Origin of the sequence: Rehaibacterium terrae, from assembly GCF_014202935.1 — a bacterium.
GTDB lineage: Bacteria > Pseudomonadota > Gammaproteobacteria > Xanthomonadales > Xanthomonadaceae > Rehaibacterium > Rehaibacterium terrae.
Genome location: NZ_JACHHX010000028.1, coordinates 1 through 14,398, shown reverse-complemented (window position 1 = coordinate 14,398; position 14,398 = coordinate 1). Strand labels below are relative to the sequence as shown.

Sequence of the window (14,398 nt, the reverse complement as noted above, 5' to 3'; positions counted from 1 at the left end):
CGCGAGCACCTGGGGTGCCCTTCTCTTTGGTCACTTTCTCTTGGGCAAGCAAGAGAAAGTGACCCGGCCGCCGGCAGGCGGACGGAACCCCCGGCCTGAAAGGCCGGCCAGTTCGCGAGAAGCCGCAAGCGCACGAAACACCCGGCGCAACGCGCCGGCCAGATCACGAGAAGCCGCAGACGGGCGGAACCCCCGGCCTGAAAGGCTGGCCAGATCGCGAGGACCCCACAAGCGGGCTGAACCTCCGGCGCAACGCGCCGGCACGATCGCGAGAACCCAGCCCACACGCTGCAGCAGCGGCCTCAGCCGCGGCAACGGCTCACGCCGGCACGAGCCGCCGGCCGCCGGCCCACACGCCGCGCACCAGTTGGCCGCCGAGCCAGTAGGCCAGTTCGGCCGGGTGGTCGATCGACCACAGCACGAAGTCGGCACGCTGGCCGGCGGCGAGTGTGCCGCGGTCGGCGAGGCCGAGGGCGCGGGCGGCATGCATGGTCGCGCCGCGCAGGGCTTCTTCGGGTGTCAGCCGGAAATGCGTGCAGGCCAGCGCCATCGCCAGCCGCAGCGAGCCCAGCGGCGAAGTGCCGGGATTGAGGTCGGTGGCCACCGCCATCGGCACGCCGTGTGCGCGCAGCGCGTCGATCGGCGGCAGCTTCGTCTCGCGCAGGCAGTGGAAGGCGCCGGGCAGCAGCACCGCCACCGTGCCGGCCCGCGCCATCGCGCGCACGCCATCCTCGGAGGTGTATTCGATGTGGTCGGCGCTGAGGCCACCGTACTCGGCCACCAGCGCGGCGCCGCCCAGGTCGCTGAGCTGGTCGGCGTGCAGCTTGACCGGCAGGCCGAGCGCGCGGGCGCGCTCGAACACGCGCCGGGTCTGCGCCGGCGAGAAGCCGATGCCCTCACAGAAGGCGTCCACGGTGTCGGCCAGTCCTTCGGCGGCGACGGCGGGGAGCATGTCGTTGCAGACCAGGTCGATGTAGTCGTCGCCGCGGCCGGCGTATTCGGGCGGCAGCGCGTGCGCGCCGAGGAAGGTCGTGCGCACGTCGATGCCGTGCTCCGTGCCCAGCCGGCGCGCGACGCGCAGCATCTTCGTTTCGCTTTCGACATCCAGTCCGTAGCCGGACTTGATCTCGATGGTGGTGACGCCGTCGGCGATGAGTGCGCGCAGGCGCGGCAGGCTGGCGGCGTACAGCGCATCCTCGTCGAGCGCACGGGTGGCGCGCACGGTCGAGACGATGCCGCCGCCGGCGCGGGCGATGGCCTCGTAGCTCTCGCCTTGCAGGCGGCGCTCGAATTCCGGCGCGCGGTTGCCGCCGAACACCAGGTGGGTGTGGCAGTCGACCAGGCCGGGCGTGATCCAGGCATTGCCGGCCGATTCGACCCGGGCGGCCAGCGCCGCCGGGCGGTCGGGCAGGTCGGCGAGCGGGCCGGCGTAGGCGATCAGGCCATCCTTCCAGCCGATCGCGCCCTGCTGGATCGCGCCATAGGGCTCGCCGTTCGCGGTCAGCGTGGCCAGGCGGCAGTCGATCAGCAGGCCGTCCCAGGGGGGTGTGCGTTTCGTCGGCATCGGCGCCCGTCGCTCGTCGGCGTGGAGACAGCCCGGGCGTTGGCACGGGCAAGTTTCGTATTCTAGCCGCCCGTCCTTGCCTGCCCGCTGGAGAACCGTCGATGAGCGCCCATCACGCCGACCACGCCTGGCTGCCGCAGGGCTGGGCCGCCGACGTGCGCCTGCAGGTCGCCGGCGACGGCAGCCTGTGCGAGGCACGGGCCGGTACGACGGCGGCGACGCTCGGCCGCTGGCTGCTGCCGGGGCTGCCCAACACCCATTCGCATGCCTTCCAGCGCGCGATGGCGGGGCTGACCGAGCGCCAGGGCCATCCGCAGGACAGTTTCTGGACCTGGCGCGAACTGATGTACCGCTTCGCCGGCCGCATCACGCCCGAGTCGCTGCATGCTATCGCCAGCCAGCTCTATGCCGAGATGCTGGAAGCCGGTTACACCAGCGTCTGCGAGTTCCATTACCTGCACCACGACATCGACGGCCGTCCCTACGCCGATCCGGCGGCGATGTCGCTGGCGCTGGTCGAGGCCGCGCGCGAGACCGGCATCGGCCTGACCCTGCTGCCGACGCTGTACCTGACCGGCGGCTTCGACGGCCGTCCGCTCAACGAGCGGCAGCGCCGTTTCGGTCATACGGTCGAATCCTTCCTGACCCTGCTCCAGCGGCTGCGGACGATGCAGGACGGCCAGCTGCGCATCGGCCTCGCCTTCCACAGCCTGCGCGCGGTGCCCGAGGAGGCGATGCGCGCGGTGCTGGATGCGGTGGCCGGCGAGGACTTGCCGATCCACATCCACATCGCCGAGCAGCTTGCCGAGGTGCAGGACTCGCTCGCCCTGCGCGGCGCGCGGCCAGTGCAGTGGCTGCTCGACCGGATGCCGGTCGATGCGCGCTGGCATCTGGTCCACGCCACGCACCTGACCGGGGACGAAGTGCGCGGCATCGCCGCCAGCGGCGCCGGCGTGGTGCTGTGCCCGACCACCGAGGCCAACCTCGGCGATGGCCTGTTCCCGTTGCGCGACTACCTCGACGCCGGCGGCGTGTGGAGCATCGGCTCGGACAGCCACGTCTCGGTGTCGCCGGTGGAGGAGCTGCGCTGGCTCGAGTACGGTCAGCGGCTGGTCGCCCATCGCCGCAACATCGCCGTGGCGGCGGGGCAGCCGAGCACCGGCGCGCACCTGTTCGCGCAGGCCCTGGCCGGCGGCGCACGAGCCGCCGGGCGCGCGGTGGGGGCGCTGGCGCCGGGGCACCGCGCCGACTTCGTCGTGCTCGACGAGCATGCGCCGATCCTCGCCGGCGCCACGCCCGACGACCTGCTCGACCGCTGGCTGTTCAGCGGCAACCGCCCGCTGGTGCGCGAGGTGTTCGTCGGTGGTCGGCGTGTCGTCGCCGATGGCCGGCACGTGCACGCGGACCGCATCGCCGAGCGTTATCGCCGGGTGCTGCCGCAGCTGCTGCAGGACTGACCCGGCAGAACGGCCTGCGTTCCGTGTGCGGAGCGCAACGCCGGCACCAGCACGGCCAGATCGCCGTCGCAGTCGGCCGCCGTGATGCCGAGCAGGTGGGCCAGCAGCGGGTAGACATGGACGTTGTCGAACGGCGGCAGCTCCACGCCCTGCGCGAAAGCCGGCCCGTGGGCCAGGAACAGGGCGCGCATCGACGGCGCCTCGGGGTCGAAGCCGTGGGCGCCGGGCTTGACCCGGCCACCGGCACGTTCGAGGGCGGCGCGGGTCAGCAGCTTCCAGCCTTCGTCGGCCTGGCAGACGATCGCCGGGATCCGCGGGTGCCGGCCGTAGTGCCAGCGCGGCGGCAGCTGCTCGCGGCGCCAGCAGGCGAAGTGCGCATGCCGGCCGAGCAGGGCGGCCTCGACCTCGGCCTCGTGGCCGGGCTGCGGGCTCAGACCGACGACCTCGCCGAGAGTGAGGATGCGGGCCGCCTCACGTGGAAGGTGGTCGTCGAGCAGGATCACCCGCTCGCTGGAAACCTCGGCCATGCCGTGGTCGGAGGTGATGATCAGGTTGACGCGGCCTTCCAGGCCGCGTGCCCGCAGGCCGTCGAGCAGGCGCGCCAGGGCCGCGTCGACCGCGGCGATGGCGGCGTCGGTCTGGGGAGCGTGGGGGCCGAAGTCATGGCCGGCGGTGTCGACGTGCTCGAAGTACAGCGTCATGAAGCGCGGCCAGTCGGGTTCGGGCCGGTCGAGCCAGGCCAGCAGCGTGTCCACGCGCTCGGCCGGGGTCGGCTGCGGCGAGAACCGGAACCACTCGTGCGGCCGCAGGCCGGCGATCTCGGCTTCCGAGCCGGGCCAGAACATGGTGGCGGTGCGCAGCCCCTGCCGGCGGGCGGTGACCCAGATCGGCTCGCCACCCCACCAGCGGCCATCCTCGACCGCGCCGCGCAGGCTCAGTCCGAAGCTGCCCAGGGCCGGGTCGAACATGGTGTTGTGGACGATGCCGTGCCGGTCCGGGCGCAAGCCGGTCACCAGGGTGTAGTGGTTCGGAAAGGTGAGCGAGGGGTAGCTCGGGTTCATCCAGGCCGCCAGCACGCCGGTGTCGGCGAGCCGCTGCAGGGTCGGGCTCAGGCCGCGCTGGAGGTAGTCCGGGTGGAAGCCGTCCAGCGAAATCAGGATCACCGGGTCGGGCAGGGCAGGCGCTGCGGCCTGGCGCGGCGCGTGGGCGCAGGCGGCGAGCAGCAGGCCGATCAGGAGCAGCGCGGCCAGCGCGCGCAGGGGGCGGGGCGTGATGGTCATCCGCGGAAGGATGCCACAGCACCGCGGCGCGGGCATGACGGCCCGCGCCGCGAAGGCAAAGGTCAGCGCATCGCCGGCGCGATCTTCTCCCACGGCAGCTTCCAGCGCCGTGGCGGCTTCTGGCGCATGAAGAAGCGATACAGCGTCGGCACCACGAACAGGGTCAGCACGGTCGAGAAGGCCAGGCCCCAGACGATGCTGGCCGCCACCGGCCCCCACAGCAGCGACTTGCCGCCCAGGCCGACCGCCAGCGAGAACAGGCCGGCGATGGTGGTGCCGGCGGTCATCAATACCGCGATCACGCGCCGGCGCGCGGCGTAGATGGTGGCGTGCAAGGTGCGCATGCCGGCGGCGCGGCGGTCGTTGGCGGCGCTGATCAGCACGATTGCGGAGTTGACCGCGATGCCGGTCAGCGCCACCACGCCGTACATCGTGTACAGCGACATCGGCTGGCGCGAGACCAGCAGGCCGAGCACCACGCCGGTGAAGGCCAGCGGCACGGTGGACAGGATCAGCAGCGGCTGCCAGTAGCTGCGGAACTGCGCGGCCAGGATCAGGTAGATCAGGCCGAGCCCGAGCAGTGCGAGGCCGCCGAGCGCCTGCAGCGATTCCTCGATGTCCTCGAGCTCGCCGGAGAATTCGAGGTCGGCGCCGGGGAACTGCGTGCGGATGGTGTCCCAGCGTTCGCGCAGCATCCGGTTGGCGGCGACGGTGTCGGTCGTGCCCGGCTCCAGGTCGGCCTCGACGGTGATCGCGCGGCGCAGGTTCCAGTGCCGGATCAACGCCGGGCTGGTGCGCTCCTCGACCTTCACCAGCGCGCCGAGCGTGGTCGTGCCGCCGGCGGGCAGGGCGACCGGGTCGGCGAGGATCTGCTGCACCTGGCCGAGCTCGCGCGGGCTGGCGCGCACGCGCAGCTCGACCTTCTCGCCGCGGTCGCGCAGGTCGGCGACCACCTCGCCGTCGACGTGCAGGCGCACCAGCCGCGCCACCGCGCCCGGGTCCAGCCCGGCGTTGCGCGCGGCGAGCACGTCGACCTGCAGGTTCAGCTCGCTGCGGCCGGGGCTGTCGTCGTCGGCGATGTCCTTGGCGCCGGGGATGTCGCGGACGATGGCCTTGACCGCCTCGGCGGCGGCGCGCAGTTCGTCGAAGTCGTCGGCGCGGACCTTGACGCTGATCGCCTTGCCGGCCGGCGGGCCGCCCGACATGCGCAGGAACGACACCTCGGCGTCCTCCGCGGCCGCGGCCACCGCCTCGCGCATGCCGTCGATGATCTCGTCGTAGTCGCGCATGCCGGGCTCATGCGGCTTGAGCGAGACGATCACCTGGCCGAAGCGGGTGCCGTACAGCGGCTCGGTCTCGGTGAACTTCATGCCGGCCACCGACATCACCGATCGCGGTTCGTCGTCCAGCAGGTGCGCACGGACCACGCGCTCGATTGCCGACGTGCGGCGCAGGGTCTGGTCGATCGGCGCGTCCGGCGGCATGTCGATGTTGACGTAGTAGATGCGCAGCGGATCGAAGGCGAAGAACTGCATCTTCACCATGCCTGCGGCGATCGCCAGCAGCGAGGCCAGGAACAGCCCGCCGGCCAGTGCCAGGTAGCGGCGCGGGAAGCGCATCACGTGGATCAGCAGGCGGGTGTACTTGACCCGCACCCAGTGGGTGTACTTCTCTCGCAACTGTTGCGTGCGCGAGCGGCTGATCGCGTGTCGGCCGAGGGTGTCGATGTGCGCGGGCACCATCCAGAACGCCTCGACCAGGCTCACCGCCAGGCCGACCGTGACCACGAACGGAATCACGAACATGAACTTGCCCAGGATGCCCGGCAACAGCATCAGCGGCAGGAAGGCCGCCATGGTGGTCGCCACCGCCGCCAGCACCGGCATGCCGACCTCGCGCAGCGCGTCGAGCGAGGCGTCCAGCGCCGCCATGCCGCGCTGCATGCGGTAGTAGATCGCCTCGACCACCACCACCGCGTCGTCGACCAGCATGCCGAGCACGATCACGATGCCCAGCAGCACCGACACGTTGAGCGTGGCGCCGGTCATGTCCAGCACCCAGAACGTGCCGGCGATCGAGAACACCACGCCCAGCGCGATCAGCGCGGCGATGCGTGAGCCGAGGAACAGCCAGCACACGCCCAGCACCAGCAGCAGGCCGATGAGGGCGTTGTTCTGCATCACGCCGATGGCCGTGCGCGTGGGCACGGTCTGGTCGTCGCCGAGGATCAGCTGCAGGCCGGAGCCGGCGAACACGCGGTTCCTGTCCTCGATGTAATGGTTGATGCGGTCGACCAGCTCCAGCGTGTTGATGCCGCTGGCCTTGGTCACCGACAGCAGTACGGCGGGCCGGCCATCCACGCTGGCGAGCTGGCGCGGCTCCTCCTGGCCGCGGCGCACCCGGGCGACCGCGTCCAGCGGCACCCTGGCACCGCTCGCGCCCGGCACGGCGAGGTGGAAGGCGGCGATGGTGTCCGGGTCGGTACTGGTACCGGACACGCGCACCAGCCACTCGCCGTTGCCGGTGCGCACCTTGCCGGCGGATGTGTCGCGGAACCACAGCCGCAAGCCATCGGCCAGGTCGGTGGCGGCGAGGCCGCGGGTGGCCAGCGCGGCCGGGTCGAAGTCCACCTGCAGTTCGGGCTCCTGGAAGCCCATCGTCATCACCCGGTCGACGCCGGTGATGCGCTCGAGGTCTTCCTTCACCTGCCGTGCCGCGTAGCGCAGGTGCTCGTCCTCGGCCTGGCCGATCAGCACCACCATCGCGGTCGGGAAGCCGTTGGAGGTGGTGATCTCCATGATCTGCGGGTCGATCACCTCACCGGGCAGCTCGGTGTTGGCCTTGTTCTGGATCTCGCGGCGCAGGTCGTTGACGCGCTTGTCGAAGGTGCGCTCGGGCAGGTCGTGGAAGCGCACGATGATGTTGCTCAGCCCCTCGCGCGAGGAGCTGATCACCCAGCGCACGTCCTGCACGTTGCGGATCGCGTCCTCGAGCGGGTTGGTCACCCGCTCCTCGACGTCGCCGGCGCTGGCGCCGGGCAAGGCGGTGGCGATGTTGACCCAGTTGAAGTTGATCTCCGGGTCCTGCTCGCGCGGCATCTGCCGGTAGGAGACGAACAGGCCCATCACGATCACCACCACGAAGGCGATGTTGGCCAGCGGGTGGTTGCCGATCAGCGCCTTCAGGAGCCGCATGTCAGCGGCTCCCGCCGGTGGTGTCGATCTGCACCCCGATGCCGTCGTTCAGGCCCTGGTGGCCGGCCACGACGATCTGTGCGGTCGGTGGCAGGTCGAGCGCGAACGGCCGGCCCTCCTGCGCGTCCGGCGCGGCGACGAAGCGTGCCTTGCCGTCGCGCACCACGAACGCGCCGAGCGCGTCGCCGCGCCTGACCATGAGCTGCGGCGGCAGCAGCAGTGCCGCCCCCTGCCAGCGCAGCGTGCCACTGCTGCCGGCCGGTGCGCCGTCGCCGGCGAAAGCCAGCCGCGCGACCTGCGTGCGTGCCGCCTGGTCGACCACCGGCGCCAGCCGCAACAGCGTCACCTGCCAGTGGTGGCCCTGGCTTTCGAACGTCAGCTCCCGCGCCCGGGTGAGGCTTTCGGCGTCGCCGGCCTGCACGTGCGCCTCGATCTCCGGCGCGGCCAGATCGACCAGCCGCAGCAGCGGCGTGCCGGCGGGTGCCAGCGCGCCGACCTGCGCCAGCCGCTCGGTGACCGCGCCGTCGAACGGCGCCAGCACGCGGCATTTCTCGACGTTGCGCTCGGCGACGCGGCGCGCGGCTTCGGCCACCTGCAGCTGGGCGCGGGCGGCCTCGACCTCGGTGTGGCGCGCCAGCACCTCGTCGTCGGAGACGAACTGCCTGTCCTTGAGCTGCCGCGCGCGCACGTGGCGCTGCTCGGCCAGTTGCAGGTTGGCCCGCGCCGAAGCCTCCTGGGCCTGGGCCTGGGCGAGCGCGAGCCGGTAATCGCTGGCGTCGAGCTCGATCAGCACTTGGCCCTTCCGCACCGTGCTGCCGACCTCGGCATGCACGCGCGCCACCTTGGCCGTCACGTCGGCGGCGATCAGGCTGTCATTGGGGCTGAGGACGCTGGCGGCGGCGCTGCCTTGCGCGGGCAGGGCGACTTCGCTCAACGGGCGGACGGTGACCGCGGCCGGAGCGGTCGCAGGGACGGCGGCGGCCGCACACAGCGGCGCCGCGAACAGCAGGGCAAGCAGGCGATGCATCGGCAAAGGTCCGTAGGGCAGGAAAGCGGCAGCGGGCGGCGCGCGCACCGGCGGCGCACGAGGGCGATGGATGCGCGATGGCGGCCAGACAGGTTCATGTGCGGCGGCGCCCGGGAAAGGGGGTTTATTGGAACACCGGGTTCAGAAATCCTTCAAGGCCATACGTCATGCCCGGAGCGATCCGGTCATCGCCGGCGCCGGACGGTGGCCTCGGCATCGGGACGATCCGGGCCGGCCGGCCGTCGCAGGGCTGCCGCGCCGGTGAGGCGCCGGCCGGCCTGCCCACGCTGCGCACGGAACTGCGTTGGTCGCCCCGGTCGAGCGGCAGGTCGGTGGGGGCGGCAGCCTATAATCCGTGGATCCACTCATCCGGAGCCGTCCATGTCCGCCGCACCCGCCAGCCGCCACGATCCCTCCCGCGTCATCCGCGCCCCGCGCGGCAGCGCGCTGTCCTGCAAGTCGTGGCTGACCGAGGCGGCCTACCGGATGATCCAGAACAACCTGGACCCGGACGTGGCCGAGCGCCCGGAGGAGCTGGTGGTATACGGCGGCATCGGCCGTGCCGCGCGCGACTGGGCCTGCTTCGACGCCATCCTCGCCGCACTGCGCGAGCTGGGCGATGACGAGACGCTGCTGGTGCAGTCGGGCAAGCCGGTGGGCGTGTTCCCGACCCACGCCGACGCGCCGCGCGTGCTGATCGCCAACTCCAACCTCGTCCCGCACTGGGCCACCTGGGAGCACTTCAACGCGCTCGATGCCAAGGGCCTGATGATGTACGGCCAGATGACCGCCGGCTCATGGATCTACATCGGTTCGCAGGGTATCGTGCAGGGCACCTATGAGACCTTCGCCGAGATGGGCCGCCAGCACTACGGCGGCGATCTCACCGGCAAGTGGATCCTCACCGCGGGCCTGGGCGGCATGGGCGGCGCGCAGCCGCTGGCCGCGACCATGGCCGGCGCCTGCATGCTCGCCATCGAGTGCCAGCAGAGCCGCATCGACATGCGCCTGCGCACCCGCTACCTCGACGAGCAGGCGGCCGACCTCGACGACGCGCTCGCCCGCATCGAGACGTACTGTGCCGAAGGCAAGGCGCGCTCGATCGGCCTGCTCGGCAACGCCGCCGAGATCCTGCCCGAACTGGTGCGCCGCGGCGTGCGGCCCGACGCCGTCACCGACCAGACCTCCGCGCACGACCCGCTGCACGGCTATCTCCCGGCCGGCTGGACGCTGGAGCAGTGGTTCGACCGCCAGCAGACCGACCCGCAGCGCGTGATCGACGCCGCCAAACACTCGATGCGGATCCACGTCGAGGCGATGCTGCACTTCGAGGACATGGGCATTCCGGTGTTCGACTACGGCAACAACATCCGCCAGATGGCCTTCGACGCCGGCTGCAAGGACGCCTTCGACTTCCCCGGCTTCGTGCCGGCCTACGTGCGGCCGTTGTTCTGCCGCGGTATCGGCCCGTTCCGCTGGGTGGCGCTGAGCGGCGACCCCGAGGACATCGCCAGGACCGACGCCAAGGTGAAGGAGCTGATCCCGAATGATCCGCACCTGCACCGCTGGCTGGACATGGCCGCCGAGCGCATCGCCTTCCAGGGCCTGCCGGCGCGCATCTGCTGGGTCGGCCTGGGCGACCGCCACCGCCTCGGCCTGGCCTTCAACGAGATGGTGCGCAACGGCGAGCTCAAGGCACCGGTGGTGATCGGCCGCGACCACCTCGACTCCGGCAGCGTCGCCAGCCCCAACCGCGAGACCGAAGCCATGCTCGACGGCTCGGACGCCGTCTCCGACTGGCCGCTGCTCAACGCTCTGCTCAACACTGCCAGCGGTGCCACCTGGGTGAGCCTGCACCACGGCGGCGGCGTCGGCATGGGCTTCAGCCAGCATGCCGGCGTGGTGATCGTGTGCGACGGCAGCCAGGCCGCCGACCGGCGCATCGCCCGCGTACTGTGGAACGACCCCGGCACCGGCGTGATGCGCCACGCCGACGCCGGCTATGACATCGCAAAGCAGTGCGCGAAGGAGCAGGGGCTGAAGCTGCCGATGCTCTGAAGCGCCGCCGGCGGCACGTGATGCCTCTCGACGGCCGTGCGTGCTGGAGCGAGAATCGGCTGACGGCGGATGTGCCGTTCAGCCTGCTGAACGGGGCGTGGCGGGCCGATGCAACGAATGCCCCCGCGCCGCCGTCGGAAGGGATGGACCATCCTTGCGGAGAGCTGCCATGAAACGTCCCGCCATTTCCCTGTTCGCCCTGTCCTGCCTGCTCGCCGCCGGCGCTGCGCTGGCAGCGGGCCCGGGCGACCGGCGCGAGCGCGGCGTCGCCGGCCAGGTCGCGGAGGCCGCCCAGGACGGCGAGGCCGCAAAGTCGCCGTTGTGCGTGCGCGAGACCGGTACCCGCCTGCCGCGGCGGGCCTGTCTGCCCGGTCGCAGCTATGATCGCGAGGACCTCCTGCGCACCGGCGCGACCGACATCGGCGACGCGCTGCGGAGGCTCGATCCGGCCGTTTCGGTCCACAGGTTCTGAGCGCCGCGCCGGGTCGCGATGACGCGGCGCACCGCATGGGCGATGATGGCGCCATGCCCGAGCATGGATGCCAGCCGCCACGTGCCGGCTACCGGCTGCTGATCTTCGACTTCGACGGCACCCTGGCCGACACCTTCCCGTTCTTCCTGCGCACGATGGACGTGCTGGCCGACGAGTTCGGCTTCCGCCGCATCGGGGCGCACGAGGTGGACGGGCTGCGCGGTTGCGGCGCGCGGCAGATGCTGCGCCATGTCGGCCTGCCGCTGTGGAAGATGCCGCGCGTGGCGGCGCGGTTCATCCAGCTGATGTCGGCGCGGATCGACGAAGTCGCCCTGTTCGACGGCATCGACCGCCTGCTGCCCCGGCTGGCCGCGCATGGCTGCGAGTTGGCGGTGGTCACCTCCAACTCGCGCGACAACGTGCGCCGCGTGCTGGGCGAGGATACCGATGCCCTGTTCGCCCACCATGAATGCGGCGCGGCGATCTTCGGCAAGCGCGCGCGGCTGGAGCGGGTGGTGAGGCGCAGCGGCGTGGCGCGCGAGCAGGTGTTGTGCATCGGCGACGAACTGCGCGACGCCGAGGCCGCACGCGCGGCCGGGCTGGCGTTCGGTGCGGTCGGCTGGGGCTACACGCGGCTGGATGCCCTGCGCGCGCATGCGCCCGAGGTGGTGTTCGAACGGGTCGAGGACATCGCCGGGCACATCATCGCTGCCACACCCGCGGCCTGAGCCGCGAGCCATTTGCGCAGTTCCGGCTCCGGCATCGGCCGGGCGTAAAAGAAGCCCTGTACTTGCGGGCAACCGATCTCGCGGAGAAAGTCCGCCTGCTCGGCGGTCTCCACCCCCTCCATCACCGCACTCAGCCCCAGCGCTTCGGCCATCGCCACGATCGCCCGGATGATGCCGCGCGCTCTGGCGTCGGGTACCGGCCCGCGCAGCAGGCTGCGGTCGATCTTGAGGGTGTCGATCGGCAGGCTGCTCAGGTACTCGAACGACGAGTAGCCGGTGCCGAAGTCGTCCACGGCCAGGCTCACGCCGCGATCGGCAACGGCCTGGAGCAGCGCGTGCGCCTGTGCGTGGCCGGTCAGGGCCATGCTTTCGGTCAGTTCCAGTTCGAGCGCGGTGGCGGGCAGGCCCGCATCGGCCAGCCCCTGGAGCAGGCCATCGAAGAAGTCGCCATGCAGCAGTTGCCTGGCCGACACGTTGACCGCCACCCGGCCCGGCGAGCGCCCGGCGTCGAGCCAGCCGCGCGCGTCGCGGCAGGCGCGGCGCAGCACCCACTCGCCGAGCGCGACGATGATGCCGGACTCCTCGGCGATCGGGATGAACTCGGACGGCGGCACCATGCCGCGGGTCGGGTGCGGCCAGCGCAGCAGCGCTTCCACGCCGACCACGCGGCCATCCGCGAGCGAGAGACGGGGTTGGTAATGCAGCGTCAGTGCGTCGTTCTCCAGCGCCCGGCGCAGGTCATGCTCGAGTCGCAGGCGATCGTGCGTCGATTCGTTCATGTCCTGGGTGAAGAACCGGAACCCGTTCTTGCCGTCCTGCTTGATCCGGTACATGGCGCGGTCGGCCTGCGTGAGCAACTGTTGCGGGTCGCGGCCGTCGTCGGGGGCGATGCTGATGCCGATGCTCGGCGTCACCGACAGCGCCGCGCCGTCGATGTCGCAGGGCGCGCCGACGGCATCCACCAGCTTCTGCGCGATCTGCGCGACGTGCTGGACGTCGCCGATCTCTTCGAGGATCACGGTGAACTCGTCGCCGCCCATGCGCGCGACGGTGTCGCTCTTCCTCACGCTGTCGCGCAGGCGCTCGGCGGCGGCCTTGAGCAGCTTGTCGCCGGTGCCGTGGCCGAGCGTGTCGTTGACCAGCTTGAAGCGGTCCAGGTCGATGAACAGCAGCGCCATCCGGCGTCCCATCCGCAGCGCCCGCGACAGCGCGCGTTCCAGCCGTTCGCCGAACAGGGCGCGGTTGGGCAGGCCGGTGAGCGCATCGTGCGTAGCGAGGTAGCTCAGCCGCTCCTCGGCCAGCCGACGCTGGGTGATGTCGGCGAACACCGCGGCATAGTGCGAATAGCCGCCATCCTCGTCGCGGATGCCGGAGATGGTGAGGTGCTCCAGGTACAGCTCGCCGTCCTTGCGGCGGTTCCAGATTTCGCCCTGCCAGAAGCCGTCCTCGCGCAGTGCGCGCCACAGCTCCGCGTAGAACTCCGGTGGCTGGCGGCCGGAGCTGAGCAGGCTGGCGCGCTGGCCGATGGCCTCCTCGGCGCTGTAGCCGGTGAGCCGGGTGAAGGCCGGGTTGACGCGCTCGATCACCCCGTTGGCGTTGGTCACCATGATGCCCTCGAGGGTGGACTCGAAGACCTTGTCGGCCAGCCGTAGGTGGTAGCGCGATGACCACAGCGCCTCGTCGCGTTCGCGCAAGGCATTCTGCAGCTCGTGCACGTATTCGAATTCGATGTTGCCGAGGATGTCGCCGAAGCCGATCAAGCCGCACAGCACGCCTTCGCCATCGACCACGCCAAGGTGGCGGATGTGATGCTCGACGAACAGTTGGCGCGCGGCGTACAGGCTGGCGCCCCTGGTCACCGTTCGCAGCGGCCGGCTGGCGATCTCGCCGATCCGCGCCCGCGGCTGTCCTTCGGCGAGCTGCCGTACCACGTCGCGCTGGGTCAGGATGCCCAGGCCGCCATCGCCGAAGCCCACCAGTACCGCGTCCGTGTCGTGCTCGCGCATCCGTGCGAGCGCGTCGGTGAGCGGGCGGTCGTGGGCGAGCGTCGGGGGGAGCGGGCCAAGTACCGAATCCACGCTTTTCAGGCGCAGGAAAAACTCGGCGCCCTGATTGAGCACGATGTCGCTCTGCGACAGCATGCCGATCGCCGTATCGGCGGCATCCACCACCAGCGCGTGACGGATGCCGTGACGCTTGAAATGGATGGCGGCCTCGCCGACCGGCATGTCGCCGCGCAGGGTCTGTACGGGGTGGCTCATGCGCTCGCCGATCGGCCGGGACAGCGCCAGCGGATCGACCGCATCCGGGTCGAGGGCGTCGTGCTCGGTCCAGATCCCGACCGGGCGACCGTCGTCGATCACCACGATGGCGCTGCAGCGATGCAGTGCCATCTGGTGCGCGGCATGGCGCAGCGGCGTGTCGGGCGTGCAGGTGAGCAGGGTGCGGGTGATCAGTCGTTCGATGGCGACTTGGTGGCTTGGCAGCATCGGCGCCTGTCCGGAGGGGCGGGGCTGGCGGAAGCTAGCAGCCTGTTGAAATTCGACCCGGCGAAGCCCCCGACTCGGTCGGCAGCGCGGATTTCTCGCTGCTCAAGCGCTCCGCAAGCGCGTCCCGCG

General features: G+C 71.3%; 9 protein-coding genes. 4 read left to right on the top strand and 5 right to left on the bottom strand.

Annotation, left to right across the window (positions count from 1 at the left end; all coding sequences use genetic code 11):
- Window positions 1-319: 319 nt before the first annotated feature.
- Window positions 320-1,564: an imidazolonepropionase gene (gene hutI, locus HNQ58_RS12895; protein ID WP_183949339.1), complete on the bottom strand. Its 1,245-nt coding sequence runs from the start codon at window positions 1,562-1,564 to the stop codon at window positions 320-322.
- A 101-nt stretch (window positions 1,565-1,665) separates the two neighbouring features.
- Here hutI and HNQ58_RS12890 point away from each other — a divergent pair, with 101 nt between their 5' ends.
- Window positions 1,666-3,021: a formimidoylglutamate deiminase gene (locus HNQ58_RS12890; RefSeq protein WP_183949338.1), complete on the top strand. Its 1,356-nt coding sequence runs from the start codon at window positions 1,666-1,668 to the stop codon at window positions 3,019-3,021.
- On the opposite strand, the gene HNQ58_RS12885 is transcribed toward HNQ58_RS12890, so the two are convergent.
- From HNQ58_RS12885 to HNQ58_RS12875, 3 genes are all read right to left on the bottom strand, one after another.
- Window positions 2,985-4,295 (bottom strand): alkaline phosphatase family protein, encoded by a 1,311-nt coding sequence (locus HNQ58_RS12885; RefSeq protein WP_425504184.1) that lies wholly within the window; start codon window positions 4,293-4,295, stop codon window positions 2,985-2,987. The two genes, HNQ58_RS12890 and HNQ58_RS12885, sit on opposite strands and share 37 nt — an antisense overlap.
- Window positions 4,296-4,363: 68 nt before the next feature.
- Window positions 4,364-7,495: an efflux RND transporter permease subunit gene (locus HNQ58_RS12880; RefSeq protein ID WP_183949336.1), complete on the bottom strand. Its 3,132-nt coding sequence runs from the start codon at window positions 7,493-7,495 to the stop codon at window positions 4,364-4,366.
- Window position 7,496: 1 nt separating this feature from the next.
- Entirely contained in the window at window positions 7,497-8,522 is a 1,026-nt protein-coding gene (locus HNQ58_RS12875) for an efflux RND transporter periplasmic adaptor subunit (RefSeq protein ID WP_183949335.1), read from the bottom strand.
- Window positions 8,523-8,903: 381 nt separating this feature from the next.
- Here HNQ58_RS12875 and hutU point away from each other — a divergent pair, with 381 nt between their 5' ends.
- From hutU to HNQ58_RS12860, 3 genes are all read left to right on the top strand, one after another.
- The gene (hutU, locus tag HNQ58_RS12870; RefSeq protein ID WP_183949334.1) at window positions 8,904-10,580 is read left to right on the top strand and encodes a urocanate hydratase; all 1,677 of its coding nucleotides are present in this window, start codon (window positions 8,904-8,906) and stop codon (window positions 10,578-10,580) included.
- A gap of 169 nt (window positions 10,581-10,749) precedes the next feature.
- Complete coding sequence (locus HNQ58_RS12865; protein WP_183949333.1) at window positions 10,750-11,052, top strand: hypothetical protein; 303 nt, start codon at window positions 10,750-10,752, stop codon at window positions 11,050-11,052.
- 53 nt (window positions 11,053-11,105) lie between these two features.
- Window positions 11,106-11,780, top strand: coding sequence for an HAD hydrolase-like protein (locus tag HNQ58_RS12860; RefSeq protein WP_183949332.1), 675 nt, complete (start codon window positions 11,106-11,108; stop codon window positions 11,778-11,780).
- Here HNQ58_RS12860 and HNQ58_RS12855 read toward each other — a convergent pair.
- Window positions 11,678-14,269 carry an EAL domain-containing protein gene (locus tag HNQ58_RS12855; RefSeq protein ID WP_183949331.1) on the bottom strand — a complete coding sequence of 864 codons (2,592 nt, stop codon included), beginning with the start codon at window positions 14,267-14,269 and terminating at the stop codon, window positions 11,678-11,680. The two genes, HNQ58_RS12860 and HNQ58_RS12855, sit on opposite strands and share 103 nt — an antisense overlap.
- Between the last annotated feature and the right edge of the window lie 129 nt (window positions 14,270-14,398).